The 25,919-nt window shown below is 44.9% G+C and carries 33 protein-coding genes; 7 read left to right on the top strand and 26 right to left on the bottom strand.

What is annotated here, in order from left to right:
• From QZX97_RS03655 to QZX97_RS03630, 7 genes are all read right to left on the bottom strand, one after another.
• On the bottom strand, window positions 1-1,082 hold a 1,082-nt coding region (locus QZX97_RS03655; RefSeq protein ID WP_295664184.1), incomplete at its 3' end, for a TolC family protein.
• A gap of 132 nt (window positions 1,083-1,214) precedes the next feature.
• Window positions 1,215-1,697, bottom strand: a complete 483-nt coding sequence (locus QZX97_RS03650) for a hypothetical protein (RefSeq protein WP_295664181.1) — start codon at window positions 1,695-1,697, stop codon at window positions 1,215-1,217.
• A 4-nt stretch (window positions 1,698-1,701) separates the two neighbouring features.
• On the bottom strand, window positions 1,702-1,884 hold the full coding sequence (locus QZX97_RS03645) for a hypothetical protein (RefSeq protein ID WP_295653725.1): 183 nt from the start codon (window positions 1,882-1,884) through the stop codon (window positions 1,702-1,704).
• A gap of 33 nt (window positions 1,885-1,917) precedes the next feature.
• Window positions 1,918-2,139 (bottom strand): DUF1801 domain-containing protein, encoded by a 222-nt coding sequence (locus tag QZX97_RS19050; RefSeq protein ID WP_363151854.1) that lies wholly within the window; start codon window positions 2,137-2,139, stop codon window positions 1,918-1,920.
• Complete coding sequence (locus tag QZX97_RS03640; protein ID WP_295653722.1) at window positions 2,060-2,284, bottom strand: DUF1801 domain-containing protein; 225 nt, start codon at window positions 2,282-2,284, stop codon at window positions 2,060-2,062. The genes QZX97_RS19050 and QZX97_RS03640 overlap by 80 nt, the downstream gene beginning before the upstream one ends.
• 10 nt (window positions 2,285-2,294) lie before the next feature.
• Complete coding sequence (locus QZX97_RS03635) at window positions 2,295-2,912, bottom strand: class I SAM-dependent methyltransferase (RefSeq protein WP_295653721.1); 618 nt, start codon at window positions 2,910-2,912, stop codon at window positions 2,295-2,297.
• Window positions 2,913-2,920: 8 nt separating this feature from the next.
• Window positions 2,921-3,493 carry a pentapeptide repeat-containing protein gene (locus QZX97_RS03630; protein WP_295653719.1) on the bottom strand — a complete coding sequence of 191 codons (573 nt, stop codon included), beginning with the start codon at window positions 3,491-3,493 and terminating at the stop codon, window positions 2,921-2,923.
• A 585-nt stretch (window positions 3,494-4,078) separates the two neighbouring features.
• Between QZX97_RS03630 and QZX97_RS03625 the strand changes: the two genes are divergently transcribed.
• Window positions 4,079-4,558 (top strand): hypothetical protein, encoded by a 480-nt coding sequence (locus QZX97_RS03625; protein WP_295664178.1) that lies wholly within the window; start codon window positions 4,079-4,081, stop codon window positions 4,556-4,558.
• Between the two features lie 137 nt (window positions 4,559-4,695).
• On the opposite strand, the gene QZX97_RS03620 is transcribed toward QZX97_RS03625, so the two are convergent.
• From QZX97_RS03620 to QZX97_RS03610, 3 genes are all read right to left on the bottom strand, one after another.
• The gene (locus QZX97_RS03620; protein ID WP_295653716.1) at window positions 4,696-5,211 is read right to left on the bottom strand and encodes a nuclear transport factor 2 family protein; all 516 of its coding nucleotides are present in this window, start codon (window positions 5,209-5,211) and stop codon (window positions 4,696-4,698) included.
• Window positions 5,212-5,280: 69 nt separating this feature from the next.
• Window positions 5,281-6,207, bottom strand: coding sequence for a glycoside hydrolase family 43 protein (locus QZX97_RS03615; protein ID WP_295653714.1), 927 nt, complete (start codon window positions 6,205-6,207; stop codon window positions 5,281-5,283).
• 64 nt (window positions 6,208-6,271) lie between these two features.
• Complete coding sequence (locus tag QZX97_RS03610; protein WP_295653713.1) at window positions 6,272-7,423, bottom strand: glycosyl hydrolase; 1,152 nt, start codon at window positions 7,421-7,423, stop codon at window positions 6,272-6,274.
• Window positions 7,424-7,589: 166 nt separating this feature from the next.
• Here QZX97_RS03610 and QZX97_RS03605 point away from each other — a divergent pair, with 166 nt between their 5' ends.
• Window positions 7,590-9,248 (top strand): alpha-L-fucosidase, encoded by a 1,659-nt coding sequence (locus tag QZX97_RS03605; RefSeq protein ID WP_295653712.1) that lies wholly within the window; start codon window positions 7,590-7,592, stop codon window positions 9,246-9,248.
• Between the two features lie 249 nt (window positions 9,249-9,497).
• Complete coding sequence (locus tag QZX97_RS03600; protein ID WP_295653710.1) at window positions 9,498-10,355, top strand: patatin-like phospholipase family protein; 858 nt, start codon at window positions 9,498-9,500, stop codon at window positions 10,353-10,355.
• Between the two features lie 73 nt (window positions 10,356-10,428).
• Here QZX97_RS03600 and QZX97_RS03595 read toward each other — a convergent pair whose 3' ends face one another.
• The 14 genes from QZX97_RS03595 to QZX97_RS03530 form a co-directional block, all read right to left on the bottom strand.
• Window positions 10,429-10,788, bottom strand: a complete 360-nt coding sequence (locus QZX97_RS03595; RefSeq protein WP_295653708.1) for a hypothetical protein — start codon at window positions 10,786-10,788, stop codon at window positions 10,429-10,431.
• Window positions 10,789-10,883: 95 nt separating this feature from the next.
• Complete coding sequence (locus QZX97_RS03590; RefSeq protein WP_295653706.1) at window positions 10,884-11,243, bottom strand: hypothetical protein; 360 nt, start codon at window positions 11,241-11,243, stop codon at window positions 10,884-10,886.
• Between the two features lie 88 nt (window positions 11,244-11,331).
• Window positions 11,332-12,204 (bottom strand): aldose 1-epimerase family protein, encoded by an 873-nt coding sequence (locus QZX97_RS03585; protein WP_295653704.1) that lies wholly within the window; start codon window positions 12,202-12,204, stop codon window positions 11,332-11,334.
• A gap of 101 nt (window positions 12,205-12,305) precedes the next feature.
• The gene (locus QZX97_RS03580) at window positions 12,306-14,744 is read right to left on the bottom strand and encodes a bifunctional YncE family protein/alkaline phosphatase family protein (protein ID WP_295653702.1); all 2,439 of its coding nucleotides are present in this window, start codon (window positions 14,742-14,744) and stop codon (window positions 12,306-12,308) included.
• Window positions 14,745-14,827: 83 nt separating this feature from the next.
• A complete protein-coding gene (msrA, locus tag QZX97_RS03575; RefSeq protein WP_295653701.1) occupies window positions 14,828-15,373 on the bottom strand; it encodes a peptide-methionine (S)-S-oxide reductase MsrA in 546 nt (181 codons plus the stop codon).
• Between the two features lie 46 nt (window positions 15,374-15,419).
• On the bottom strand, window positions 15,420-15,821 hold the full coding sequence (locus QZX97_RS03570) for a putative toxin-antitoxin system toxin component, PIN family (RefSeq protein ID WP_295653699.1): 402 nt from the start codon (window positions 15,819-15,821) through the stop codon (window positions 15,420-15,422).
• A gap of 2 nt (window positions 15,822-15,823) precedes the next feature.
• A complete protein-coding gene (locus tag QZX97_RS03565; protein WP_295653697.1) occupies window positions 15,824-16,024 on the bottom strand; it encodes a hypothetical protein in 201 nt (66 codons plus the stop codon).
• 84 nt (window positions 16,025-16,108) lie between these two features.
• Window positions 16,109-16,588: a hypothetical protein gene (locus QZX97_RS03560; protein WP_295653695.1), complete on the bottom strand. Its 480-nt coding sequence runs from the start codon at window positions 16,586-16,588 to the stop codon at window positions 16,109-16,111.
• Complete coding sequence (locus QZX97_RS03555) at window positions 16,557-18,578, bottom strand: glycosyl hydrolase 115 family protein (RefSeq protein WP_295653692.1); 2,022 nt, start codon at window positions 18,576-18,578, stop codon at window positions 16,557-16,559. The genes QZX97_RS03560 and QZX97_RS03555 overlap by 32 nt, the downstream gene beginning before the upstream one ends.
• Window positions 18,579-18,645: 67 nt before the next feature.
• Window positions 18,646-19,962, bottom strand: a complete 1,317-nt coding sequence (locus QZX97_RS03550) for an APC family permease (RefSeq protein WP_295664175.1) — start codon at window positions 19,960-19,962, stop codon at window positions 18,646-18,648.
• Window positions 19,963-20,030: 68 nt separating this feature from the next.
• Window positions 20,031-20,528 carry a hypothetical protein gene (locus QZX97_RS03545; RefSeq protein WP_295653688.1) on the bottom strand — a complete coding sequence of 166 codons (498 nt, stop codon included), beginning with the start codon at window positions 20,526-20,528 and terminating at the stop codon, window positions 20,031-20,033.
• Between the two features lie 2 nt (window positions 20,529-20,530).
• The gene (locus QZX97_RS03540) at window positions 20,531-21,001 is read right to left on the bottom strand and encodes a helix-turn-helix transcriptional regulator (protein ID WP_295653686.1); all 471 of its coding nucleotides are present in this window, start codon (window positions 20,999-21,001) and stop codon (window positions 20,531-20,533) included.
• Window positions 20,979-21,383 carry a hypothetical protein gene (locus QZX97_RS03535; RefSeq protein ID WP_295653683.1) on the bottom strand — a complete coding sequence of 135 codons (405 nt, stop codon included), beginning with the start codon at window positions 21,381-21,383 and terminating at the stop codon, window positions 20,979-20,981. Before QZX97_RS03535 ends, QZX97_RS03540 begins: the two co-directional genes overlap by 23 nt.
• A gap of 100 nt (window positions 21,384-21,483) precedes the next feature.
• A complete protein-coding gene (locus QZX97_RS03530) occupies window positions 21,484-22,341 on the bottom strand; it encodes an alpha/beta hydrolase (protein ID WP_295653680.1) in 858 nt (285 codons plus the stop codon).
• A gap of 93 nt (window positions 22,342-22,434) precedes the next feature.
• On the opposite strand from QZX97_RS03530, the gene QZX97_RS03525 reads away from it, so the two are divergent.
• From QZX97_RS03525 to QZX97_RS03515, 3 genes are all read left to right on the top strand, one after another.
• Window positions 22,435-23,199 (top strand): helix-turn-helix domain-containing protein, encoded by a 765-nt coding sequence (locus QZX97_RS03525; RefSeq protein ID WP_295653678.1) that lies wholly within the window; start codon window positions 22,435-22,437, stop codon window positions 23,197-23,199.
• Between the two features lie 62 nt (window positions 23,200-23,261).
• Window positions 23,262-23,660 carry a DUF1398 family protein gene (locus QZX97_RS03520; RefSeq protein ID WP_295653676.1) on the top strand — a complete coding sequence of 133 codons (399 nt, stop codon included), beginning with the start codon at window positions 23,262-23,264 and terminating at the stop codon, window positions 23,658-23,660.
• 107 nt (window positions 23,661-23,767) lie between these two features.
• Window positions 23,768-24,334: a hypothetical protein gene (locus QZX97_RS03515; protein ID WP_295653675.1), complete on the top strand. Its 567-nt coding sequence runs from the start codon at window positions 23,768-23,770 to the stop codon at window positions 24,332-24,334.
• Here QZX97_RS03515 and surE read toward each other — a convergent pair whose 3' ends face one another.
• On the bottom strand, window positions 24,335-25,105 hold the full coding sequence (surE, locus tag QZX97_RS03510) for a 5'/3'-nucleotidase SurE (RefSeq protein WP_295653673.1): 771 nt from the start codon (window positions 25,103-25,105) through the stop codon (window positions 24,335-24,337). It lies immediately after the preceding gene.
• A 30-nt stretch (window positions 25,106-25,135) separates the two neighbouring features.
• Here surE and QZX97_RS03505 point away from each other — a divergent pair, with 30 nt between their 5' ends.
• Window positions 25,136-25,687, top strand: a complete 552-nt coding sequence (locus tag QZX97_RS03505) for a Uma2 family endonuclease (RefSeq protein WP_295653671.1) — start codon at window positions 25,136-25,138, stop codon at window positions 25,685-25,687.
• A gap of 39 nt (window positions 25,688-25,726) precedes the next feature.
• Here QZX97_RS03505 and QZX97_RS03500 read toward each other — a convergent pair whose 3' ends face one another.
• The gene (locus QZX97_RS03500; protein WP_295653669.1) at window positions 25,727-25,909 is read right to left on the bottom strand and encodes a CsbD family protein; all 183 of its coding nucleotides are present in this window, start codon (window positions 25,907-25,909) and stop codon (window positions 25,727-25,729) included.
• Window positions 25,910-25,919 lie beyond the last annotated feature (10 nt).

Below are 25,919 nucleotides of genomic sequence, written 5' to 3'. Positions count from 1 at the left end.
TCGTTGTATTTCTCAATATCGGCTTGTTGTTGCTTTTGGGTGAGGGTGGTATTGAACAAAAAGGTCTCCTTTTGTACATCCAACGATGTTTTGTCAATGCCGAGTATTTGCCTTTGGTTCTTAAGCGTGTAGAGGCCACCAAAATTCCAGCTCAGCTTTAAGCCGCCTATATAATACCAGGCAAAGTTATTATTGAGCGAGTTTAAGCCCGGCCGCCCATAACCACCTTGGGCGAAGAAACCGAATTTAGGTAGCAATTGTATGTTGAGCATTTGTCTTTGCAGGTCGTAGTTTCGCTTTTGCAGGTCGTAGGCCAGCAGCTCGGGCCGGGTTACGCGGTCGTCGGTGTAAGCGGGTGGTGCAGGCTTGTCCAATATGCAGCTTTCATCGAGCGGCGAATTGATAAACAAGCTGAGCATAGACAGGTAAGCTTTTTTGCCCGCCTTTAATTCAACCATTGCCTGTTGCGCTTGTAAAAGCTGCGCTTCCAGCTCATCAACACTGCTGCGATAGGCTGTACCATTCGCAACCAATGCTTTTGCTTTGCTTATGCCATTCAGGATATCCTGTTTCAACAAGTCGTTTTGCTTCAGTTGTTCGTTGATAAGCAGGGTGCCGAAAAACAGTTGGTTTACCCTGTCGTACAGGGCATACAAGGTTACTTCGAGGTTTTGTTCCTGTATAATGCCGTTTACCCTGGCGGATTGCTTTTGGTTTTTGATGGTCCCGCCGTCGAAAACTACCTGATCTATCTCACCATAAACCCGGTATTGGTCTTTGCTATAAGTTGGTAAGGTAAAGCCCGGAACAGGCACGGTAAACGGGAAACTGGTTACTGTTGACTGGTACGTTGCCTGGCCATTTACAACCAATGCCGGCAAGTAGCCTTTGGCCGCGTTCGAAACTGAATAATCGCTTGCTTTGGCTATCAAATCGCGCTGTTTGATTAGCGGATAGTTTTTTTGAGCCAATTGATAAACCTGTTCAATCGAGAAGTGGCTTATGGTTTGGCCACAGACACTACTACAGGGGATGATGAGCATGGCCAATGACAAAATTAACCGGACAGAGCACTTTAACATACAGCAGATTTTGTTGTCGAAATTGCTGATAAACTAAAGCGTAGACAATGATGAGTGTCACTTAATTTAGACTCTTTCTACGGTTGCCGGTGCATTTAATATTTGATCCTAATAAATCAAATGCTATGACTGCTAATTGCCTGTTTCCCTTATCTTTCGTATCTTCTCCAACTCCACCACGTCTATCTGGTCTTTAGGCCTGTTCACACTTTTCTTATTCTGTATTAACTGGTTAATATGAAGGAAAGGAATATTGACTCCATCAATGTCAACTACGGAGGCTTGCTTATGACAATCCGAAAAAGTCATATCTTCCAAACCTTTCATGCTTGTCATTATATCCAACTCAATTGATGAACCAACGTAGAAACTCGTCCATCCGGGAACAAACTCCATGGTTTCTATAGATTTGAAATCACCATAACCAAGGGCTTTAAAGGCTGCACGTAAATTCTTGCGGTTGTCCAATGTGTCTTCCAACCATATGTCCAAATCGTCTGTAGCACGATTAAAACCGTGAAACCGTGTGGCAACACCGCCAACCATGATATAATTTACATGGTATTCACCGAGGTATTTCCAGAAACGAAGCAACTCGTCGTCGAGCATGTCCATAAGGCTACGGTTTATGGGTTACTTTCGCTCTTTTGTATAAGGCGTTATTTCGAAACATCTGCACCAGCAATAAAAACTTCTCCTTGTCCGAACGGTATATATCGCGGCGTAAGCGGTCATCTTCGGATAAGTTGGCAAAAGTCAAGTCTCTTTCTGCCTTTATCACATCTGTTTTGGTCGTCGGCATGTCCCTTATTTTTAATTGCAATCTACTAAATATCTACTTCTTTTTATCCTGCACCCTTTGCAAATTCTCTGCCACCCTAAACTTCACTATCCCGGTTATCAGGGCTATCGGCAAAGGGTCGTTGAGCGGGAATTGAATGGCCCCCTTTGAACATTTATAAGCCGACAGCTCCTTTTTAAATGCTTGGATGGCCGAAACCCGGGGGTATAAGCCGATATGATGGGTATGCGCCCCAAACCAAAATACCCACGCCAAACCTGAACGCTGGCATACCGTAGCTTATTACTTCTGTTGCCTCGGGGGCAACGGCTTTAATTGTAGCTCTCATTTGTTCAAGCAGGTCTCGAACATCTTTCGGAAAGTTGGCTATATACGCATCGATATCAAGTGGCTTTTTCATATAGTTGATTTTACAGGTCAGGCTTCTGCATGCACCAGGTCGTCATACACCTCATGTTTTGTACGTTGGTGGTCTTTATCGGTTCGTGCAGACGTGCGTTTAGCATTTTGGTATAGTTCAGCAACATTTCCTGATTCACTAAAAAGCGTTCCGAGCCATCGGGCAACAGGTAGCGTCCATTGGCAAGGCTCTTTATCAGGGTTTCGATACCAATGTCTGATGCCAGCCTCGCGAACAAATATCCGCCCGGTTTCAATACCCGCCACATCGACTGCAGCATGGCATCAAAATGTGTTTGGCTTTGCGCGAAATGCAATACCGCGCTGCTGATCACCAAGTCGAAATAACTGTCTTCAAACGGTAGGTTTTCTGATGGTGCCATTATGAAGTTGGACGTCGGGTTTTCCGGCGCCAACATTTGTGAGAGTTCCTTTACCGCCTCCAATGCCTCCCGGTTAGGGTCAATTCCCCAAACCTCATAACCATTTTGCAGAAAATATACCAAATTGCGCCCGCCACCACAGCCGGCATCCAACACGGTTTTAACCCCGGCATAGGTACCTTTCAGTAGCTGGTCGAACAGGTAAATATCGATATTCCCAAACTGTTGCTGCAGGTTGTTTTTCATGTGGATGGTTAAACAATTTTGATATCATACTTTTCCAACAACCCGTAAAGGCCGCTGGTCGAAAACACAGCTTTCTTCAGTTTATTCAATTCCGGGTCGATGCTATAGTTGTAAGCATCGGCCAAATTGGTTGCCGATAGGTCCGTTTGGTTAAACACAGCCCCCATCAAATCGGTATTGTTAAACACCGCGCCCGACAAGTTAGCCCTCGTAAAGTTCACTTCTTTCAGCGAGGTGCGTTTGAACACCGTCTTTATCATCTTTTTGCCCATAAACGAAGAGTAATCCAACAAGCAACCTTCAAACGCCGGACTAAACAGCATATCCTGACAATCGCTGAAGATAACGCCCAACACCTTGCAGTTTTTAAACAGGGCATTGCTCAAGGTCGACTTAGTCAGCTTTGTTAGCGAAAGGTTGCAGCTATCAAAAGAGCAATCCAAAAATTTACACTGCAAAAAGCTGCTGTCGGCCAGGTTGCAAGCCCTAAATGTACAATCCTGAAACTCTACTCCCCTTATTACCTGCCCTTTATAGTCTATGTTTTCAAAAACATGGTTATCGTATGTAAGCAGCTCCATTTGTTGTATCGGTTTTATGCAAAGATAAAATTCCCGGCCTATCTTCCCTTGCCCGGGCAGGGGGGAAAAAGTAGGAAGTATTTAAAAAATTCATCGGTCATCCTCTCTAACGAATTTTCCAATGACCCAATTTCATTCACAGGGGGGGATTTCGTAAGAAATATTTCGACCCATAGAAATCACCTCTTCATTGATTGCTTTACGTTTACCAATCTATACAAGATAAGAAAAACTGTGGTCATCTCCAAATACAGCCTATAATTTTAATAATTGGTTGTGCAATGTCAATTAATCGCATCACAAATAATGCCTTAGCTATCCGCGGGTTTTGTTTTACAGAAATAAAATGAAGCAGTTGGTTACTGCCCATGTTTTACATAGCTTTATAGCGATGACATAATTTTAAATATGGATGATCTGGAGTTAACAGGCGGTGCGCGGATTGGGATGTTCCACGCTTAATGGCCTCTGGCTAAACTGACTGTAAACAAAAACAAGTTAGACCTTAATGCAGGTTTAATAGGCAACCTATGTTTCCGGCCGTCGGATATTGTGTCTGTCGAACCTGGACAGTTCTTTACGCGTATGGGTATAAAGATTGTGCATAAAGTGGCTGGCTACCCGGCGAATGTTATTTTTCTAACAACCGAAAATACACGTAATCTGATTGAGTTCATTAACCTAACCGGATTCTTGACTAATAACGAAAAATTGCCCGGAGATGTTGAAGAGCGTATTGATAGTTTTCAAACCAATGGCCGTTTTCCTATAAAAACCTTCCCTGCAATAGCCCTTTTGGTAATATGGAATTTACTTTGCCTGTTCCAGTTCACTAAGTTTTATAATGGCGAAGTTGAACATGGCAGCTTTATTGGTTTTCAACTGGCGCTTGGCATCTTGCTATTGGTATCAGTATCGACATTAACTGTGAAGCCGGTTACAGAAGCGATATTAAAACCCGGCCGTACGGTAAAAGATCTGGGGGTATCACTATACTTCATTATCGCCTTAAGCGCTGTTATGCTAATTGCACTAACAGTAGCTGGTAATTTGATAGCTAAATAATTCCTCATCATAGCGTGCTGCCTGCAACGTTTTACCTAAGTATCGCTTTGCACTGGCTTATAACCAAAAAGATTTACAAATAAACCCGCCAAGGCTTTACACTCGGGCGGGCTAAAAATTATTCCAAATCGATCTCCTTATTTTAAAGGCGGCAATGGCGAGCCCTCGTAATACAAGTAAGCTATGTTCGATTGAATGGCCTTGTGAGAAGCTATTTTACCGTTAGGGTTAAAAGTGAAAATATCGGCATCAAATATTTTCGTAGTTTTTTGGGTTGCCTTTCTTTTCATATAATCCTTGCTAAAGGTCGAACTCCAATCGCCTGTGATGATTACGGTGTTACTGTCGGCATAAGCATGCAGGTTCTCCCCTTTTAAATTTGTGTACGATGCATAAAAGGCTTTTAACCCGGCTTTTAGCGTGTCCAAGTTCTTTATGGGTTTCATTTCACCGCTACCGTATTCAACATAATTGGTATCACAGTCTTTGTACAACCCATCGGCATCCCTGGCCAAAAAAGCCATATCGGCTTTAATCGCCGTAGCTTTGTTTTTGATAAGGGTACTGTCGGTACCGCTTGTTGAAGCCGTTTTGCTGTTGCATGCTGCCAAAAAGCAGCTGCCTATAGCCAGGCCAATCAATAGTTTTTTCATATTTTTGAGTTTTGGTTTATTAAACCTACACATAAAGTTTTAAAAACCAATAGGTTGTCGTGAAATACTTTATTTCGTCATCTTCACCGGGATAATAAACCCGTCCTTATCAAACTTCATTTCGTCAACGCATACCACGCGGTGGTTGGCGCCGGTTTCGCCTAAGGGGCGGCGGTGATAAACGATATAATACTTGTCATCGCTAACAGAGTGAATTACCGAATGGTGCCCCGCGCCGGTAGCTATCTCAGGGTCTTGCTCCAGCACCATTGCCAAACGTTTAAATGGACCCAATGGCGAGCGCGACATGCCATAGGCCACTTTATAATCGGGCCCACCCCAGCCCCCTTCCGACCACATAAAATAATACCAACCATTGCGCAGCAATAAATACGGGCCTTCCACGTAGCCATTGGGGGTTATCTCTTTATACAAGGTACCATCGGGCAAGGGCACAATACCGCTAAAATCGTCTTTCAGTTTTACCACGTTGCAATGCCCCCAGCCTCCATAATACATATAGTACGAGCCATCACTATCCTTAAACACAAACGGATCGATGGGTTGAGCGCCGTTGGCTATATCGCTGATTAACGGTTTGCCCAACAGGTCGCAGTAGGGGCCATCGGGCTTGTCAGCAACCGAAACACCTATTCCACCTAACTCGCCCTGGTGCACATCATTCGCAGCGAAAAAGAAATAATATTTACCGCCTTTCTGCAAAACAGATGGTGCCCACATGGCACGTTTTGCCCATTTTATGGCCGATGTATCCAATATGCGGGGATGCTTCGTCCAATGTACCAGGTCGGTCGATGAAAAGCCATCAAAAAACACCTGCTTCTTGTACGTTGCCGAATAGGTCGGGAATATCCAATACGTATTTCCATACTTTATCCCTTCCGGGTCGGCATACCAGCCCGGGATAACCGGGTTGTTTTGCGCAAACAGATTAACAGAAAAGAAAAAGCTGATGATCGTAAAGTAATACCGCATAAATTTACATATAAGGTTGAGCCAATGGCTCTACATCCCAAAGGGCAAAATAAATTTGCCGCTTTCAATTACCGCTTAACTTATAAAAATCGCCCGCCTTATCGCCAAAAACCAACAGCGGGTCATTTTTAAAAGCTACAAAATCCGCTTCCGCGGGATGACCTTTATAAGGTGTCCAATATGATTTGGGCCTGTTCGACCATACCATCACGTAAGCCAACTGCGTATGGCCTTGTTTCATTGCTTTTAACAGCATAGTGGTATACCAATCGGCCTGTGGGATGTTTTCGAGTCCGGTTTCAGTAAATGCGGCTATTTTATGGCTTTCTGCAGCCATATTGGTAATCAGTTGAAGCTTCGAAGCCGCCACATCCGGCGATTTACCTTGTTTCAGGTCCGAGTAATCGTCCATACCCAGCACATCAACGTAAGCATTACCGGGGTAACGCTCGGTATATTGCTGCCGCGATTTGAAGTTACAATCGGGCGACCAGGCATATAAAAAGTTCGTTACATGCATGGTGTCTCTCAAATAGGTAACCGTATAGCGGTAAAGCGCCTTATACTCCTCAATGCTGCAATGCGATCTCCCCCACCAAAACCAATCGCCGTCAAACTCGTGCCAGGGCCTGAAAATTATGGGTATCAGCTTGCCCTTATATTTGGCATTATTAGCGAAATCGGCAATTTTGGTAAGGCTTTCGGCAAATACTTTATTGTATGCCCCGCCGGGCAGTATCTCGCTCACCGCGTTTACGGGCGAATCTTTCCAATAAAAACTCCCTTTTGATACCGGGTTATTACAATGCCACGAAAAAGTGATTACGCCATGCCGCTGATAGGCCTCTATTACCTGATCGTGCGTGTGCTTTAGCTGTTCATCGCTGTATTTTCCCCGCTTTAATGACGCTACCGGCCCAAAATCGAACCCATACATAGCCGGGTAAACACCAGTTACATCGTATACATCACTTTTTCCTGTTCCGCTTGTCCAGCCACTATAGCCATTCATATTGTCTTCCATATGCCCGAACAACACCTGCTTTTCGGCGCTCTTCTTTAGGTTATAAAACAGTATCACGGTCTCTTTGGTGGCCGAGCTATCAGCCATATAATGGCGGGTGTCTTTAACAATAGCCTTATTCTTTTTATAAGCCGTACAAGCAGCCAAAATACAGCTTAACGCGAACAAGCTTAACACACCTTTATTCTTCATGTGGTAAATTTGAAAATTTATTTCCGGATAGCACATTGCTCGCAATAAATTTACAATAATGGCCATGGCTAAAAAACAAGTTTGGTAGTTCCCTATCAGCACGGTACATGATGGATACTGTTTCCTTACCGCTTTATTTTGTGATACCAATTATTATCCCAAGCAAATGAAAAAACTTTTTGCCCTGTTCCTGGTGTTTGGAACATACCTTTCGGCGACAGCCCAAACCACACCTGTAAAACCTCCTACCCTGCCCGTTGAAGAGCCCGCCGTTGCAGGTGCCGCAGCGCCGGCAAGTGCCCGGCCCAAAGACACCCCCGAAATGGTAGCAGCCGCCTTAAAAGGAATACCTGCGCCACCAGCAGGCCCTTTTGGTGAGTCCTGGGAATCGATTGAAAAAAGCTACAAAGACCCGGAGTGGTTCCGTGATGCTAAATTTGGTATTATGATGCATTGGGGTATTTACTCGGTTCCGGCCCACGGCAGCGAGTGGTATGTGCGCTATATGTATGGCGGCAACACTGGCATTATGCAATGGCATACCGAGCATTACGGTCCGCCAACCAAGTTTGGCTATAAAGACTTTTTACCCATGTACACCGCCGCCAACTGGGATCCGGATGCCTGGGCCGCCCTATTCAAAAAGGCGGGCGCCAAATACGTACTCGCGCCCGGCGAACACCACGACGGTTTTTCGAATTGGGACAGTAAGATAAACCCTTACAATGCCGTTAACTATGGTCCACATCGCGATTTGGATGGCGACCTTATTAAAGCGCTCCAAAAAGTTGGCCTAAAAACAGGCATTTCCGACCATTCGGCCTTCCATTTCGAGTTTATCCCCGCCTTACCGGGCAGCGACGAATACGACCCAAAATGGGCCAACTTTTACAATGTTGCCGACAGGAGCGACAGCGCCCGTGTGCAATTTATGCACAACTGGGTAGCAAAACGTATTGAGACCATCGACAAATACCATCCCGATATGCTTTGGTTTGATATGAGTACCGACCATAAATGGGACCCGCTCAAAATACGCGTTGCCTCCTACTACTTTAACACCGCGAAGAAATGGGGCAAAGAAGTGGGCATCAGCGCTAAGGGGGCGGCCTGGGTATCGGGCCAGATCATGGACTACGAGCGCGAGGGGCGCTCGCCGATAGAACTGGTTGATTGGGTATGGCAGCCCGATGATCCGATTACCAATAAGTTTGGTTATGTAGAGGAGCAGCATCCTTACCCCGCCAACCAGTTTGTTTGGAAGATAGTGGAGAACGTGAGCAAAAACGGTAACCTGCTGCTTAATATATCGCCAAAGGCAGATGGGACCATCCCACAGGAGCAGCAAGACGTATTATTAGCTATAGGGCACTGGCTCGATATTAATGGCGAAGCGATATATTACTCGCGCCCATGGATAAAATATGGCGAAGGCCCGGCTGCTGACTCGGCGGCCGTGGCAATGACAGCCGCCCGCGCTAAGGGTTTTGCCGGGCGCATCAACGGGCAAAACGTAAGCAGCACATCGGTTAGCGGTGGTGGCTTGCCTCACAAGGGCTATACCCCGCGCGATATCCGTTTTACCACCCGTGGCAATACCCTTTACGCAACCGTAATGAAATGGCCGGATGATGAAGCCCTGGTTACTTCGCTTGCAACAGGCGCGGCGCCGAAAGGGAAAATAACAAAGGTGGAATTGCTGGGCCACCCGGGCGAGCTAACGTTTACGCAGGACGGTGCGGGACTGCACGTGAAATTCCCAACGGAAAAACCTTGCGATTATGCCTATGTGCTGAAAATTACCGGCTTAAAGCTAACAAATTAAAAATATCGAATAAATAATATAAATAAGTAGTTATCATAATATTTTCTATATTGGTTCTATAAATAATCAAAACCTATTATAAACCATGAAAAAAATATTATCCATTGACGGCGGCGGTATACGTGGCATTATACCCGGCCAAATACTGGTAGCGCTCGAGGCAAAAATACAGGCAAAAACAGGCAACCCTGATGCCCGTATAGCCGACTACTTCGATTTTTTTGCCGGCACCAGCACAGGTCCTGCATTATGTTGTGTCCGGCTGATGACGACCCTAAAAAGGCAAAATTTTCGGCCCAGGAGGCAGTTAATCTGTATCTGCAGAACGGATCAACTATTTTTGGCAGAAGTCCGCTTTACATTGCAGAGTCGTTAGATGGTGTTGCTAAACCGAAATACGAAGCTACCGGCATAGAAGATTGCCTCGCTAAATATTTCGGCAACATTAAACTGAGCCAGCTTTTAAAGCCATGCATTATACCGGCATACGACATACAGAACCGCGAAGGCAAATTCTTCGCCCAGCAAGACCTGGCCAAGGTTGGCCCCGCGGGTGATTTTTATGTAAATGATGTTTGCCGGGCCACATCGGCCGCGCCTACGTATTTTCCGCCAGAACTCATCACATCCATAGCCGGTCAGGCTTACGCCTGCGTGGATGGCGGTATGTTTGCCAATAACCCGGCGCTGTGCGCCTATTCGGAAGTGCGAAATTCGGATGGCCAACCGGTGGCAAAAGATATGTTCGTGGTGTCTATTGGTACCGGCACGCGCCAGGTGGCTTATCCGTACACCGAAGCTAAAAACTGGGGCGCTGTTGGATGGGTAAAACCTGTTATCGATATCCTGATGGCGGGCGCTTCAGAAGTGGCGGATTATGAAATGACAAAGATGTTTACCGCAGAAAGCGACGGCACAAATTACATCCGGATACAAACCACAAATTTCGGCTCGGCCGATGTGGAGATGGATGATGCCTCGGCGGCCAACTTACAAGCTTTGGTAGCCGCCGGAAAGCAAACCGCCCAAAACTGCCCGGATCTGGAGAGGATTGTAGATATGCTGGTAAGCGACCATGACCCGGTAACGTTTAGTGTAGCCGATTAAATGTTTTTGCACCATCACAAAAAAAGCCGACCTGCATCAACAGGTCGGCTTAATAAAAACTAAAAAAATATTTTTAGTGTAGTAAGAGGATGAGTATCAAAATAATAATGATAATAGCACCCACCGAAAGGTAAATACCACCACCGCCTGCGGCAGCATTCATCGATTTGGCTTCAACACGCATGCTTTTCAATTCGGAGCGCAATTCTTTCTTTTCGTCGCTGTTCAATGTCGACTTGTCCATTGCCTTGATTTCGGCAATACGGGCCTTAATCTCCACCACGCGTTCTTTTTGTTGGTCGAGGGTCATTGCTTGCACCTCTTCTTTGGTGTATGATTTCCAGGCCGATGGAGCAACCGTTGCAGCTTTTGTTGTTGTTGTAACGAATATAAGCATCAATGCCGCTACAAATAAATACAGGTTAATTTTCATGGTTTTGTATAGTTTAGTTAATTTACTGACTATACAAGGTTTCATTAACCAAATTGTTTGCACAAATTGCGAAAGAGCTTAAATAGTTGAAAAAACTATTTCAATATCAGTATCAGCAGCAACAGGATGATGATGATTGCCGCGTACGAAAGGTATATCCCACCACCGCCGACTCCGGCGTTCATGGCCTTCATTTCGGCACGCATGCTTTTTAATTCGGTGCGCAGTTCTTTCTTGTCTGCGCTCGTCAATGTCGATTTGTCCATCGCCTTTATTTCGGCAATACGGGCCTTTATCTCAACCACACGTTCCTTTTGCTGATCAAGCGTCATGGCTTTCACCTCTTCTTTGCTGTACGATTTCCAGGTTGATGGCACGGGGGTTGCGGCCTTAGTTGTGGTTACAGCCAGCATCAGCATCATAGCCGCCACGAAAAAATAAAAATTAATTTTCATGATATCCTTTCAGTTTAGTGATGCACTAAAATAAAAATTTCTCAATAAAATTAATCGAGCCGCTCAATAAAGTTTTCGAAGAAACAACTCAATAGTTGGTTTTGATGAAGTATTCAACCTCAAATACATGACCTTTGTCTACCCGTTGAATGGCTTCTTTTTGTTTGATATCGGTTATTTTGCCATCCGTGTCCGAGCAGCCCAGCCAAGGCTCGATGCACACAAAATCAGCGCCGTATTTGGCCCAGATGCCGAGGTAATTAAAATGAGGATATTCAACAGATAGAAAGTTATCGTTTTTAGTGCTCCTTAGTGATACTTCGCGCGAACGGATATGTTTAAATACAAGGGCATCATTCGCAAAAAGTTCACGTGTAAGCGCCAGTTTTTTGTTTGTTAGCGGTACCCGTGCTTTCTGCCCGTCAAAGTTACCGGTTGACGACAGCAGGTGCGTTTCCAATGGTTCGCTTAGCTCAAACTCAAGATAATAGTCTTCGTAAGCTTCGCCGGCATTAAAGGGTACTTTAAAGGCCGGGTGTGCCCCTACCGAAAAATAAATGGTTTTGTCATCGTGGTTAACCACTTTATAGCTCACGCGCAGGGCATTGTCTATCAAATCATACAATATCTGAAACTCAAACTTATAGGGGTATGCCGCCAATGTATCCTCGCTAAAATTTAGTACATATTTGGCGTGTGTGCGGGCGCTTTCTATCTTTTTAAATGTGGATGTGCGCGTAAAACCATGCCGCGTCATGTGATACGTGTTACCGTCAATATGCAGGGTATCATCAACCAGGCCGCCAACTATAGGGAACAGGTTGGGTGCGTGCCAGGGCCAAATAGCCGGGTTGGCATCCCATAAATGTTCGGTGTTGGTTTTTTTATTGAACACCGAAGTCAATTCGGCACCCTGAGGCCTGATGGAAACCCTTAAATATTCATTTTCGATAGTCGTCATAATGCAGATGGTTTATGAGCGATAAAGATACCAATTCTATGTAATGCAAAAGGCCTCTTTTAATAAGACGCCCTTTGATCTTGCAATTTTTAAAGAAAACCTTAGTCGGTATCCTTGTTTTTCTTTATCGGCACAATAAATGCGCTGCGTTTAGGGGCTGGCAGTACCGCGTCTTCACCTTTCATGTATTTCCAAATCACTTCGTTCAGGTCGCGGTCGGGTACGGCATCTTCTTTTGCAAGGTTAAACATCTCCGACCGTTTACTGCTGGTGTTTACGGCCACATTGCGTTTGTTCAAATCAATTTGCGGTGCTTTCATTACATAAGGAGTCATATCCGGCTTGTTATTAAAACAAGCAAATAAAGGTGTTGCGGCGGCATCATACTGGCTCATGGGCGGCAGGCCTAATATCAGCTCGATGGTGCGCATTACACCCGATGTACTGTACATGTTATGAATAACAGCATTACGTTTAACATAAGCACCGGCTACAAATACGGGTGAGCGGTGCGCGTCAATATGGTCGGGGCCGTTTTGGGCATCGTCTTCCAACACAAAAACTACCGATTCTTTCCAAATCGGGCTTTTCGATAGGTGTTCAATCAGCAACCCCACGCCCAGGTCGTTATCGGCAACAGCGGCATCGGGGGCTATTTTACCTCTTGCCTGCCCGCTGGTATGGTCGTTCGAGATGCGGATGGTACTTAAATGCGGTACCGCATTTTTTGCAATCAACGAATCCAGATCATGCGCCCATACCTTTTCGCGATATTGATCGGTAATATTCAAGTCGAAGCCGGGCGATTGGGGACAAACATGCCCCTCTAAAGATTTTAAGGTTCCTTTACCATCTTCTTCAAACTCGCCGTAAGTACGGTAGCTCACCCCTGCACGTTGGCAATAATCCCAGATAAAGCCATCGCGCGGATAGGCAACTTTACGGGTACCTTCAAAATCATAATTGCCGCCACGACCACCATAGCTGGTAGGCCAGGTTTTTTCGGTAAAATCGGTAGCATAAGCTGCCGTGCTCCAGTTGTGCCCGTCGGCACTTACTTCGGCATCCACATAAAAATTATCCAATAAAACAAACTCATTGGCAATGGCATGCAGGTTGGGTGTTACTTTACTGCCAAAGATACATAGCGAGGTATCGCCGTTGCCTTTGGTCATATCGCCCAAAACCTGATCGTAAGTACGGTTTTCTTTAATGATGTAGAACACGTATTTGATTGGCGATTTATCCCCTTTTTTGCGCGGGATAGGGTTGCCGGCAAGGCCATCGGCAGTAATGGTTTTGGCCGTGCTAAAGGGCGTATTGGCATAAACCTGCTTGGTATAGGCTTTTAACTGTGTGGCCGAGGGCGTATTGATAAACGACAAAGTGCCTTTAAACAAGCCGCCGATATACTGTTGGTCCTTACGCGGGATCGGGGCGGAACGATACGAGCCGTCATCATTCCGTACACGCGGCTGCGGCCCTTTAGGATTGGCCATCGATTCGAAACCCTTGCCATTGGCTACCAAAATTTTACTTCCCAGCGTTTTCACATTGGTAGGATACCAACCCACCGGTATGAAACCCTTGCTGTGGCTGCTGCCAGGTGCCGATACATCGAAAACGGCCAAACAATTGTTATCGGCATTGGCAATGTATAAAGTTTTTTCATCGGCCGACAAGGCCAGGCCGTTGGTGGTCGAGCCTGTCAATTTTGTTGGGTATAAGGTGGTCGATATGGTTTCGACAACTTTTTTGGTTTTGGTATTGATAACCGATACCGAATTATCGTTGGCGTTGGCCACAAACAACCAGGTGCCTTTTTTATTGAGCAATAACTCGTTCGGGTGGCTTTGGGTGCCTATGCTTTCGGTCAGTTTACCTGAGGCCGTATTGTAAATAGCTACTTTATCATCGCCCCAAACGGATATGTATAAAGTTTTTTCATCGGGTGAAAGTGTGCAGGCATAAGCCTCGCCGGTAAGCTTTACTTTTTGCAATACCTGTTTGCTTTGCGGATTAATAACGTAAAGTAAGCTATCTTCTTTGGTAACGGTATAGAGCTTGTCGCCTTGCTTGTTCACTGCCATACCAGTTGGGCAAATTTTGCCTTTGGGCCAAACATCGCCCAATTTAATGGTATCAGCTTTGCCAAATTTGGTGCCGTTTACATCCAGTATTAAAATCCAGTTATCGTTACCGCCCGACACGTACACTTTCTTTTCATCATAGCTAAACGCCAGGCCATACCACGATTTACCCACTATTTTTTCATCGAGCAGTTTTTCGTTTTTGGGGTCTATCAGTTGAACACTTTGGGTGCTCTCGCCGTTATTGGTAACTGCCAGCAACTTGCCTGATGCCGACAATTGCATGTTCAGCGGCAGATCGCCTAATTGCAGCGAGCGACCCGCAGGGCTTAATTTCCAGCCGTTGGGCAATAAGGTTTGTTTGGTGGTGGCCACTTTGCCGGGTAACTGGGCAAACGACGTGGAAGCCAATGCCAGCAATATGATAGCTGAGCAGATATTTTTTTTCATGAGTCGGGTATGATTACCGGATAAAGTTAAGCAACCCTGCCCGATGATTTGCCCTGTTAACAAAAGCTTAACTTAAGTTTCACCTAAAGGTATTCTGGCTTCATTTTATCGTAAAACTCTTTAGCGAACTTGTTCATTTTGGGCTGGATAACAAACATACAATAAGGCTTCATCTTGTTATCGTTATAATAGTTTTGATGATAGCCTTCGGCGATGTAGAAGGTGCTTGCAGGTGTAACTTCGGTTACGATGGGTTTGTCGAAAACCTTTTCTTCGGTCAGTTTTTTAATGAGGGCTTCGGCTTGCTGCTTTTGTTGGTCGCTATGATAAAATATGGCCGAGCGATATTGTGTGCCCACGTCATTGCCCTGGCGGTTTAGCGTGGTGGGGTTATGGGTTTTAAAGAAAACAACCAATAGTTCATCAAACGATAATACATCAGCATCGTATTCAATTTGTATCACCTCGGCATGACCGGTATCGCCATTGCAAACCTCCATATAGGTTGGGTTATCGGTTTTGCCGCCCATATAACCCGATTTAACCGAAATAACCCCTTTTAACGATTGAAATATAGCCTCGGTGCACCAGAAGCAGCCGTTGCCAAATGTTGCTGTTTGAATATTCATATTTGTTATAAGTTTTAAGAACCCGTTTCAAATAATATGGGAGTTCTTATTTTTCTAAAGTTTGTTTTAGCAGGGAGAGTGTAATAATCTCTGTGTTTTTATAGGGATTTTCTTTAAGTAACAACTTGTCGCCTGTTACAAAAAACCTTGCATTCGATTTGAGACATAAAGCAAACAGATAATTATCGTCCAAATCGGTTACGACTTCGATTATCTCATCTACAATATAGTTAGTTGTTATTTGGTCGTGAAATTCACCAACTTTATCAACTGCCAACGATTTTATAAACCGGCTTAGCTTTGGTCTTGATAAAACCTTTATTATCTCTTCCCTTAGTTGAGTACAAGTGGCTATTTCAAAACCCGCGTTTCTAATCTTACCATAAAAATCAAGCTGGTCATTTATAATGAGAGTTATCCAGATATTACAATCTAAAACAATGGTCATTATTACTTTTTAGAACGCACAGCCCTCACTTCCGCAACGATTTCATCCATTGTGGGCTTTTTGCCGGGCTTTATTGCCGCGCTTATTTCCTTGGCCAATTGGGTTGCACGGTCCTGACCCTGTATTTCAACCCCTAATTCTTTAAGTAGTTGTTTTACCAGTGTACTTTTAGTTTCCGGAACGTTTATGATCATTGTTTCCATAGTAACAAATTTAGTTAAAACTTAGCTTAAAAAGAATAATGAATTATCTTTCGAAGTATTCTCTATCAAATCCGCAATCAAAAATCAAAACACCTCTAACTGGCTCAATACCAAACTCGGGTCCAGTAAATATATACGGATAATACCTTCGCCGGCTTTGCTCACCTGATGAGTGGTTTGGCCCATGGAGTAGCCACGCAGCACGTTGGCACTCCAAGCCTTGCTGTCTTCCGGCGCATCGATGTTTACTACCTGCGGCTCATCGCCATTAACCGATATGGCATAGTGCAGCCCAAAACCCTGGTATAATCGGAACGTGGGCAAGCATTTTACAGTGATACTGTTAGTTCCCTGGGTGAGGTTTACTTTGTAGTCCAGATAGGGCGCGTCTTTAATATGGTCGGTATAACTTTTCTCCACTATCGGCATTACGGTAACCGCTTTGGCAGTAATGCCCAAACCGTTGATGGTTTCGATATGGGTGCCAGTGTTTTCTTTTTTGTTGATGTATTGATTGGCAGGGATAATGCTTTTAGGCTCTAAAACAAGTTTTTTGTCTGCCAATATGCCTGTCAGTCCCTAATGCCGGCATATTAAAAACTTTTTGATCGCGAGGATGGTCGCTCATCATACCATTCCATTTACCACCGGCAATAACTTCGTTGTATTTTTTTGTCAACAGCTTTATTTCGTCAAACGCGGCTTTCGCTTTTTTTCCATTTTCCGGATCCGCGAAGGTAAATGTTCTCTGCGCATAAAATATCTTATCATTCATCAAACAGGCCCCTTTAACAGGATACAGTATCAATTCATAATAAGCATCCTGCAAATTGGCGGGTATCTTTTTGCCAAGTTCTTCGGCATCGGCTGCCAGTTTATGGTAGTCGGCCAGGCGTTGGTCAATTTCCTTATCGGTGAAAGCTACCACATCCACATGCTCGGGTTTAGCAGATGCTGCCAGTTTATAATACCTGTCTTTTATATCCGCGATCGGCCTGGCAAATTGCTGCCCGAAGGTTTCGGCGGCCCAAACTTTGGGATATTCGTGCGCTTTTTCGGGTGTCCATTTGTTGATGTCCCAGGCCAGGTCCATCGAAAATTGTATCTCCTGCTCGGCGGGCTTCAAATCGCCTACGTTAAATATCCAAACCTTGTTAGCGCTAAACTGGTAGGCTTTGCTCATTTCGTAGGAGATAAGCGACGGCGAAGTTGACTCCAACCATAAATAATCGTGCGGTGCGCCCCAATACGACAGGTGGTAATACACCCCGCTCCCGCCGCTGCGCTTTTGCTCTTCGGGATTTGATACCTGGCGGATATAACCGTGGTTATCGTCGGCCCAACAAATGGTAATGTCGTCGGGTAGTTTCATACCGGCTTGGTACAGGTCGAGCACCTCTTTGTAGGGGCAAAATATCTGCGGGATATCATCGGCAGCTTTATGGTCGGTTTTGGACAGCATATCGCGCTGGTCGGTAATAATATTTTCGAGCAGTTTCACCTTTTCGGGTTTCGATTTCGGGCCGGGCATGCTGCCATCGTGTATGCCGCGCATACCTACCGTATATACCGCGTCGATTTTAGCGGCCTCGGTGGCGCGGGTTTGCCAGTAAGCCCCAATTTGGTCTTTGTTCAGGTCATAACGCCATTCGCCGGGCGCTTTGCCATATTCGTTCTGATAATTATCGGCCCATTCAAAAACATTGTCGCGCAGGATGGGTTCGCAATGGCTGGCGCCCAAAACAATGGCATACCGGTCGGCAACCACCGGGTTTTCTTTATAATACCAAAATGCCTTGGTGCAGGGGTGCATGGCCGGCCAAATGTAATTGGCTTTCATCCGCAACAGCATCTCGAAAATATGGGCATAGGTATTGGGGCCAATGTCTTTAATATCCTTATCCATGTTTTTTGCGGCCCAGGGCTGCATACCCCAATCCTCGTCGTTGATAAATATGCCACGAAATTTTACCGAGGGCGGGCCAACAACGCTGGCACCGGGCGTAATATACAGTTCATCTTTATGCTGTGGGGTAACATCGGCCCACCAAACCAGGGGCGATACGCCTATCATCCGCGAAAGCTCAAAAAGGCCAAAGGCTGTGCCGCGGCGGTCGCTGCCGGTGATGACCAGTGCCTGTTTTATGATTGCAGTCGGCGCGTTTACTACCGAAATGCTGAAGGTTTCCCACTGCCCTTTTACCTTGCTTACATCGATCTGGCCGTTCGCTATCATGGCGTCTATCATTTTTGAATGACCGATGGTACCGGCTATCACGGCATATTGTGCTGGCATCCCGGTTTTCACGACTGCTGGCGCGACACCCGTTACGCTTTTAATATCGTTGCTGAAACAGTTGGCGGCAATGCTCACCACTTCAGCATCGGCGGGGTCAATCCAGATGGCGGCGGCATTTTTGCCCTTCACCAAGGGGAAGGCTTTGGCTGTGCCCGATGTGGTTACGGCAATTTTATCGGTATTGCTTTGCGCGATGGCATAATGGCCAATAAAACAAGCTAAGGCTATGGCAAATATTTTTCTGTAAACGGACATGGCGGTTCAATTGATGATTGTAAATTAACGCATTAACAATCGATTGTTATAGTTTGTAGAGAGGTTTTTACACAAGGCGGTTGCGGCGCGTGCTCCAACGGTAAACCTGCCATAACACTTCGGCCAAAACCATCACTACCAAGGCACCAACTAACGGCGTATAAACCGCTTCTGACGAGGCGAAAGCCCCGGCCATGGCAATACTATAAACGCTCAGGGGCAATAATATCATCCCGCACAAGCCAAACACATTTAAGGGTATTTTAAAAGGACGGTGCTCATCAGGAAATTTCAAGCGCAAAACGATGAGCGAGACAAACTCCAATAGCAAACCTGCGCCGTACAGCGTTACATCCATGATGATCAATTCGCCGAAAGTGAAGATAACCATGACGCTCACCACCAGCGAACAGGTGATGATGGAGACATAAGGCGTATTGTACTTGAGGTGCATTTTGTTGAGGTGACGCGGCAAAAAGCCGTCATCGGCCATTACTTTGGGCACGCGCGAAACCGAGAGCAGCACCGAAGAGTAAATACCAAACGTACTGGCCAAACCACCAAAGGCCACAAAAGCACCCAGCCATTTACCGCCGATAAATGACCCGAGGGACGAGAAAGTATCGCTAACGATACCCTGCAAACCCATGCCCGACTGTACCGATATCAAAACAATAAAGAAATAAACGACCATCACCACCACAAAGGCTATCCCGACGGAGTAGAGGTAACTTTTAACAGGATTCTCCACTTCTTCGGCGTAGGTTGTGGCATTGTCCCAGCCCAAAAAGTTCCACATTACGGTGTACAGGCCCATACCCAGCGAGGAAAAGCCAATGCCTTTTAACGAGAAAGCCGGTATAGCATACATACCGCCATGACGGTACAACGCGATGGCAAACAATACCGCAAAGGGGCTCAGCACCAAAAAGCCCAAAACAATGGCCGTTTTGCCCACAGGCACAATGCCCAAAATATTGAGGATGGCACAACCCCAAACCAGGCACAGGCAAATGGGTATTTTGTAAGGATGTATCTCGGGGAAAAAGAAAGCGGCATACTCGACAAACAGAACGGGGTATATGGCCAGGTCGACGAAGGTGTAGAGCCAGGTCCACCAACCCTCGTACAACGCGAAGCGCAGGCCGAGTGCGCGTTTTACCCATTGGTAGTAGCCCCCGGTTACGGGCATCATGCTGTTGAGTTCCAACACGGTGAGCACGGCGGGGATATCCCACAACAGTGGCGTAACCAGCAACAATAACAGCGAACCATTTCTGCCCGCGTAACCGAGTAAAGGCTCCAAACCATAAGGCCCGCCCGAAACGGTTAAAAAGATAATGGCAGCCAGTTGCAGCAGCCTTAGTTTTTTACGAGCAGACATAGCTCCTAAAATAGGGAATGCTATCGGAATAAAAAAAGTGGCTCTATATGAGTTGGGACAAGCGAGTATTAGACTTTTGTTTCTTGATCCTTCGTTTCGTTTTGTTTTTTCAACATCTCTTTCAATTGCTCAATTTGCATTTTTAAGAGGTCATTAAATAATGATATAGGATCGATAGGTGGTACAACAATGTTACCATATTTACTTCCCGTTACATTTTTAGACAAGATAGCTCGCATATGACCAAATGCAATACCAAATAGTGTCTCTAAAGACGTCTCTGGAAATATAACTTGCTTGTTTTCGTCAAGATATCGAGACATATTTATAACATTAAACCTTGTAAGAGTACTTCCTGATATAAACATAGCCTGTGTCTTAATATCTCTGTATTCTGCTTTTACTACAAATTCCACCCAATTTTCTGAACTATTGTAAACAAAATTCATCCCATAACCTATATTCACTGGTTCATTTTCTACGATATCTACTTGTTCATTTATGGCAAATCCACAATCAAGTATTCGCAATATTCCAAATTCAAATAAAACTGGTTGACCTTCCATTGCTATGCGTATTGTAAACTTTTGCTTATTGTGTTTCCTGAAGATATTTTAGATGTTGCCCCCTGTGTTTCTTGACATAAATAGTCTATATGGTATGGTAATTGGCTTAGGTCATCGGATTTAATTGTCGACAATTCTCTGTTTATTGGGATTATATTATATGAAAATGAAGTATTTTGGTCATAGTACGATTTTAATATTGCATCTTCATTAATAACATTTTCAATAGGGATGTATTGTATTTTAGGAACCAATCCTATTGTTAATGATATTTCTATTAGTTTTTTTACTGTGTAATTAAAATTTCCATTTAAAATTTGAGAAATGTATCCTTTTGATACGTTTAGTCTTTCCGCAAGCTGAGTTTTATTAATATTTTCTCTCTTCATATACTCCTCAACTTGCCGAAATAACTCGTTTTGTGCATATTCAAACCAATATGCAGGATGATTAAGTAGTTTTTCTCGTGTCATTTTTTAATTTTAAATATTCTTTTTTTATAGACCTAAAAGTTCTAATATCAGATACTTGCGAGTTTTTTTTACCACCAAGTATGACAATGTTTCCATCTTCGTTTTTTATCAAGTAAACCCTCAAATCACGAGTTTTAATCTCGTATTCATCTACTTGTTCTTTATTAGGTGTTATTTTTTTAAACTTACTATCAGGTAACATTTTTAGATTGGCTACGTCATTCATTCGAGATTTGATACTTACGAGTTGTTCTTCCCAAGAAGTATCCTTTTCAATCTCCTTGCAAAATTCATCCCAATAGCAAATTTTGTTTTCAATAAGTTTGAAAAATTTAATCTTACCGATAACGTCATTAAATTCTTTTAACGCAAAAGTACTCATTTTTGTTTAGTTATAACTAAACTCTCGTGTTTTTATTTGTAGTTTTTACGAGGGCGTTACTAAAATAGGCATTATTTTATCACAACGATGTTAATAAATACTATTTCACAAACTTCCTGTCCTTCATCCACTCAAAAACTTCCTCGGGCCATTGGCCTACGGCGCCTTTGTTGCTGGCCCGCAAACCAAAGCCATGCCCCACGCCCGAATAAATGTGCAATTCGGCGGGGATGCCTAATTGTTTGTATTTGAGATAGAGTTGCGGCATATATTCGGATATATCCGGCCTGTCGTTATAGCCGCAGGCGATGAAAACAGGGGGCAGGTTTTTGGTTACCTCGAAACGGCTGGAATTACCGGGGTATATCAATATTTGAAAAGCAGGGTGCGAACTGAATTTATCCACGTCATCCGCCGGGTTGGGCAGGCCATAGTCGTAACGCATGGCGGTGAGGCCGGCCAGTTCTCCGCCGGCCGAGAAACCCATTACGCCAATCTTCGCGGTATCAATACCCCATTCTTTGGAGCGACTACGTACCAGACGGATAGCCCGCTGCATATCGGGTACGGCATTACCATCGACGGTGTAGGTTGAGCCGTCTTCTTTTGCCAAACGGTATTTCAACACAAAACCTGCGATACCATGTGCCTGCAGCCAGGCCGCTACAGCGTAACCTTCATGGTCAATCGACATGAGTTTATGTCCACCGCCCGGGGCTATAATTACTGCCGCGCCGGTCATCTTATCGGGAGCCGGAATATAGGGTATGATGGACGGGTTATTTACACCCGACACTGTGTGCTCGCCATTGGGCAGGGTTATTATTTTTTCGGGTGCCGTTTTACCCTCGCTGCCGGGCGCGCCTTTAGGCCATAAAGGAATCTCTTTCGGGGTATCGATCGGAGCCATAGCGATCAGCAAAGCGCATAGCAACAAAAGCGGTAAGTTTCTTTTCATGCAGCAGGTAATTGGTGTACCGAAGTTATTGAATTATTGGCAATTATTTATGATCTACCACGCAGCTTATCCTGATAATAATTAACTTTAGGTATGAAATTCCAGGTTCATCTACCTTGTGAACGTTTGTTGCCTTACGTTAAACATTTGGTCATTTCAGAAAATGAGCAGGAAAACTCTTACCGCGTTTTACCCGATACGGCTTTGGTTATCGGCTTTCAGTATCGGGGCAAACTGTCGTATTTAGAAGATGATAAGCAAAACCCGCTGGCAACCGCCGGTATTACAGGTTTAAGAGATACCTATCGGGTATTCCTCAACACAGCGGGTGTGGGTTCAGTATTGGTGGTTTTCAGGGAAAATGGCGCGGCCAGGTTTATGCGGACACCGCTCCACCAACTCTTCAGCGAAAGCCTTTCATTGGAACATTTTTTTTCCCGCGCCTCGCTTGCCGAACTGGAAGAACGATTGGATGCTGCCGATAGTGATGTATCGCGCATCAGCCTTGTTGAACAGTTCCTGATAGACCAATTGGAGGAACGGCCGCCGGATCTGCTGGTCAGCCGGGCACTGGAATTGATACACGGGTCGGGAGGAACTATCCGCATCAGCGAATTGGCTTCGCTTTTACACACAAGTGCCAGTCCGTTAGAAAAGCGATTCCGACAGGAAGTGGGTGCCTCACCTAAAAAATTCGCCAACATTGTCCGTGCCCGCCAGGTACTTAAAGCAATGGAGAATGGGCAGGAGGGTTACGCTGCTTATCTTTCTGCATTTTATGACCAGGCACATTTTATCAAAGACTTTAAAAAGTTTGCCGCTGTTACCCCGGAACAATACCTGAAGGGTTTAAAATAAACGGATTTTTACAATTGGGGGGCACTCGGCCGGGCTACCTTTGAATATCAAAATTTAAAAAGATGTTCACACTACAACAAATGAAGGCGGCACACGCCAAGGTAAAAAGCGGGGTAGATTTCCCCGCTTATGTACAAGAGATTAAACAATTAGGCTTGTTACACTATGATTTTATGGTAAAAGACGGGCGGACGGTATACCATGGGCCGAATGGGTTCCAAATTAGCGGCGACCCGGTTTACAGTGAAAAACCAATTTCGGCACAGGCATCACCTGTCACCGTACAGCACATTATTGCCGAACACCAGCAGGGTAAAACAGACTTCCTTACTTTTTGTGCATTAGTAGCAGACGCCGGCGTTAAAAAATGGGTGGTAGATACGGAAGTCATGCTATGCAGCTATTACGACCTTGCGGGCAATAACATGGTGGCAGAACCCATACCGGATAAAGGCTACTAACTCCATTTACGCAAAAAGTGCCTGCTTCAGGCACTTTTTTACGTGTTAAATGCGGCGCAACCCGGTCTTGAATTATATTACTATCATAAAAAGGTTTATATTCGGACATGAAAAAAATTACCTTCATCCTGTTTGCCGCGTTATTTGCCAACGCTGGTATGGCGCAAAAGTATGTGCCCAAAATTGGTGTCAACGCCGTCATCAATTACGATGTTGTGGCTACAGCAAGCGGTCAGCAGATACCATTGACGCTAACCATGGAATCCGTAACCGACCCTGTAATTTTCCGTTGGGCCATCCCGGGATTGGGTACGGGGAAATTCCAGCTCTCGCCGGCAGGTTTTCAAAGCGGCACTCAGATGCGTCTTACCGAACCGCAAGACGGCACCACAAAACTGGGTGATGACGAAACTATTATGGTGATATCAAAAGACTCGTTCAACAGCCTGGTGAAAAATCAAACTTTCATGCTAAACAAAGGAAAGTTTGATGCGAAGCCCGATACCCTGAAATACAAAATAAACGATAAGGAAGCCGACGTGATACATGCCGCCACCGCGAACGGCAAGGTACATATATGGGTATTGAACAACCCCGATTTCCCTTTAATTTGCCGACTGACCGGCAACCCCGGCGGGATTGACTTTGACCTGCTGAGTATTAAGGAGCAATAATTACACGTTAAACTTCCAGCCGTTTAGCACGGGTATGGCATGGTGCGCGGTCAGGTCGAACTGTACGGGTACTACCGAAACGTAGTTATGTTCGAGCGCCCAAACGTCTGTATCCTCTCCTTGGTCGTTGTTTTGGAATACGCCCGTTAGCCAGTAATAGCTGCGCTTGTGCGGGTCGAGGCGCTCATCAAATTCCTCAGCCCACTTGGCATTGGCCTGGCGGCATATCTTGATGCCTTTGATGTGCGCCGTGTTGGGGAAGTTTACATTCAATAAAGTAGCCGTTGGTAAACCGTTCTGTAAAACCTGCAGTGCCAACTCTTTGATGTATTTTACACAATGGCTAAAATCGGCCTGCAAGGTAAAATCATCCAGCGAAAAACCGATGGACGGAATGCTTTCGATAGCCCCCTCAACCGCTGCCGACATGGTGCCGGAGTACAATACGTTGATGGAGTTGTTCAACCCGTGGTTGATGCCCGAAACGCACAGGTCAGGCTTTTTACCTTTAAAAATGACGTTAACGGCCAGCTTCACACAATCAACCGGGGTGCCCGAGCAACGGTACATTTCGATACCGGGATAAATATCTACCTTATCCAAACGTAATGGTTTACCAATGGTAATGGCATGCCCCATACCCGACTGCGGGCTATCGGGCGCTACAACTACAACATGGCCAATATCGCGCATGGCATCCATCAGGGCTTTAATGCCCGGCGCGGTAATGCCATCGTCGTTTACAACAAGAATGGTGGGTTTGGTTTTCATATTTGGAGCGAAATTAGTTATATTTGAATTATGCTTACCACTGAAAAGAAAAAATACACAGTACAGGATTATATGATGCTGGAAGAAGGTGCACCTTTTCAGTTAATTCACCATGATCTGATTATGTCGCCCTCTCCCACTATTCAACATCAGAATGTAATAGTTAAACTGTTACAGGCATTTTTAATTTATATGAACCAAACAAACAATAACGGTTTATTGCTTTGCGCCCCAATGGATGTAAAATTGGACGATGGTAACGTATATCAGCCTGATCTGTTATTTGTTTCGGAAGAAAGAAAACCGGCCCTTGTTAAAGAACGCATTGAAGGTGCGCCTGATTTAGTTATAGAAATCCTTTCGCCTTCAAACGCATACTATGACCTGAAATCAAAAAAAGACATCTACGAAAAATATGGAGTAAAGGAATACATCATTGTCGACCCGATACAAGAAAACGCTGAAATACATTTTATAGAAAACGGCGTATATGTTTTGAAACAAAAAGCCAATAAAACACAATTGCTCAATTCTGTTTTGTTACCAGGTTTGGTATTCGACCTTGCAAAAATCTTCGCTTAAAAAAAGCGCCCCTGTAATCAGGGCGCTTTAAATTCTATCTTACAAGCTATTCAGCCATTTCACCAACTCATCGCGGCCTTTGCCGGTTTTTTGCTGGAGTTTGCCCAACAGTTCGTCTTCTTTGCCCTCATCGTGCGTAAGGTCGTCATCGGTCAGGTTGCCGTAAGCCTGTTTAACCTTTCCTTTTATCTCATTCCATTTTCCTTTGATCTGTAAGTCCATTGTATTTATA

Source organism: uncultured Mucilaginibacter sp., assembly GCF_903893715.1.
GTDB lineage: Bacteria > Bacteroidota > Bacteroidia > Sphingobacteriales > Sphingobacteriaceae > Mucilaginibacter.
This window is presented reverse-complemented; position numbering and strand designations above follow the sequence as displayed.

What these genes read in the sequence shown, in the direction of transcription:
- QZX97_RS03505 (WP_295653671.1), top strand. Translation starts at nt 25,136, where the DNA reads ATGCTTACCACTGAAAAGAAAAAATACACAGTACAGGATTATATGATG.
- QZX97_RS03570 (WP_295653699.1), bottom strand. Translation starts at nt 15,821, where the DNA reads ATGACCATTGTTTTAGATTGTAATATCTGGATAACTCTCATTATAAAT.
- QZX97_RS03555 (WP_295653692.1), bottom strand. Translation starts at nt 18,578, where the DNA reads ATGTCCGTTTACAGAAAAATATTTGCCATAGCCTTAGCTTGTTTTATT.
- QZX97_RS03620 (WP_295653716.1), bottom strand. Translation starts at nt 5,211, where the DNA reads ATGAAAAAACTATTGATTGGCCTGGCTATAGGCAGCTGCTTTTTGGCA.
- QZX97_RS03645 (WP_295653725.1), bottom strand. Translation starts at nt 1,884, where the DNA reads ATGCCGACGACCAAAACAGATGTGATAAAGGCAGAAAGAGACTTGACT.
- QZX97_RS03595 (WP_295653708.1), bottom strand. Translation starts at nt 10,788, where the DNA reads ATGAAAATTAACCTGTATTTATTTGTAGCGGCATTGATGCTTATATTC.
- QZX97_RS03615 (WP_295653714.1), bottom strand. Translation starts at nt 6,207, where the DNA reads ATGCGGTATTACTTTACGATCATCAGCTTTTTCTTTTCTGTTAATCTG.
- QZX97_RS03585 (WP_295653704.1), bottom strand. Translation starts at nt 12,204, where the DNA reads ATGACGACTATCGAAAATGAATATTTAAGGGTTTCCATCAGGCCTCAG.
- QZX97_RS03625 (WP_295664178.1), top strand. Translation starts at nt 4,079, where the DNA reads ATGGGTATAAAGATTGTGCATAAAGTGGCTGGCTACCCGGCGAATGTT.
- QZX97_RS03535 (WP_295653683.1), bottom strand. Translation starts at nt 21,383, where the DNA reads ATGAGTACTTTTGCGTTAAAAGAATTTAATGACGTTATCGGTAAGATT.
- msrA (WP_295653701.1), bottom strand. Translation starts at nt 15,373, where the DNA reads ATGAATATTCAAACAGCAACATTTGGCAACGGCTGCTTCTGGTGCACC.
- QZX97_RS03520 (WP_295653676.1), top strand. Translation starts at nt 23,262, where the DNA reads ATGTTCACACTACAACAAATGAAGGCGGCACACGCCAAGGTAAAAAGC.
- QZX97_RS03540 (WP_295653686.1), bottom strand. Translation starts at nt 21,001, where the DNA reads ATGACACGAGAAAAACTACTTAATCATCCTGCATATTGGTTTGAATAT.
- QZX97_RS03565 (WP_295653697.1), bottom strand. Translation starts at nt 16,024, where the DNA reads ATGGAAACAATGATCATAAACGTTCCGGAAACTAAAAGTACACTGGTA.
- QZX97_RS03580 (WP_295653702.1), bottom strand. Translation starts at nt 14,744, where the DNA reads ATGAAAAAAAATATCTGCTCAGCTATCATATTGCTGGCATTGGCTTCC.
- QZX97_RS03515 (WP_295653675.1), top strand. Translation starts at nt 23,768, where the DNA reads ATGAAAAAAATTACCTTCATCCTGTTTGCCGCGTTATTTGCCAACGCT.
- QZX97_RS03650 (WP_295664181.1), bottom strand. Translation starts at nt 1,697, where the DNA reads ATGGACATGCTCGACGACGAGTTGCTTCGTTTCTGGAAATACCTCGGT.
- surE (WP_295653673.1), bottom strand. Translation starts at nt 25,105, where the DNA reads ATGAAAACCAAACCCACCATTCTTGTTGTAAACGACGATGGCATTACC.
- QZX97_RS03545 (WP_295653688.1), bottom strand. Translation starts at nt 20,528, where the DNA reads ATGGAAGGTCAACCAGTTTTATTTGAATTTGGAATATTGCGAATACTT.
- QZX97_RS03590 (WP_295653706.1), bottom strand. Translation starts at nt 11,243, where the DNA reads ATGAAAATTAATTTTTATTTTTTCGTGGCGGCTATGATGCTGATGCTG.
- QZX97_RS03550 (WP_295664175.1), bottom strand. Translation starts at nt 19,962, where the DNA reads ATGTCTGCTCGTAAAAAACTAAGGCTGCTGCAACTGGCTGCCATTATC.
- QZX97_RS03640 (WP_295653722.1), bottom strand. Translation starts at nt 2,284, where the DNA reads ATGAAAAAGCCACTTGATATCGATGCGTATATAGCCAACTTTCCGAAA.
- QZX97_RS03635 (WP_295653721.1), bottom strand. Translation starts at nt 2,912, where the DNA reads ATGAAAAACAACCTGCAGCAACAGTTTGGGAATATCGATATTTACCTG.
- QZX97_RS03530 (WP_295653680.1), bottom strand. Translation starts at nt 22,341, where the DNA reads ATGAAAAGAAACTTACCGCTTTTGTTGCTATGCGCTTTGCTGATCGCT.
- QZX97_RS03605 (WP_295653712.1), top strand. Translation starts at nt 7,590, where the DNA reads ATGAAAAAACTTTTTGCCCTGTTCCTGGTGTTTGGAACATACCTTTCG.
- QZX97_RS03500 (WP_295653669.1), bottom strand. Translation starts at nt 25,909, where the DNA reads ATGGACTTACAGATCAAAGGAAAATGGAATGAGATAAAAGGAAAGGTT.
- QZX97_RS03610 (WP_295653713.1), bottom strand. Translation starts at nt 7,423, where the DNA reads ATGAAGAATAAAGGTGTGTTAAGCTTGTTCGCGTTAAGCTGTATTTTG.
- QZX97_RS03600 (WP_295653710.1), top strand. Translation starts at nt 9,498, where the DNA reads ATGTTGTGTCCGGCTGATGACGACCCTAAAAAGGCAAAATTTTCGGCC.
- QZX97_RS03525 (WP_295653678.1), top strand. Translation starts at nt 22,435, where the DNA reads ATGAAATTCCAGGTTCATCTACCTTGTGAACGTTTGTTGCCTTACGTT.
- QZX97_RS03630 (WP_295653719.1), bottom strand. Translation starts at nt 3,493, where the DNA reads ATGGAGCTGCTTACATACGATAACCATGTTTTTGAAAACATAGACTAT.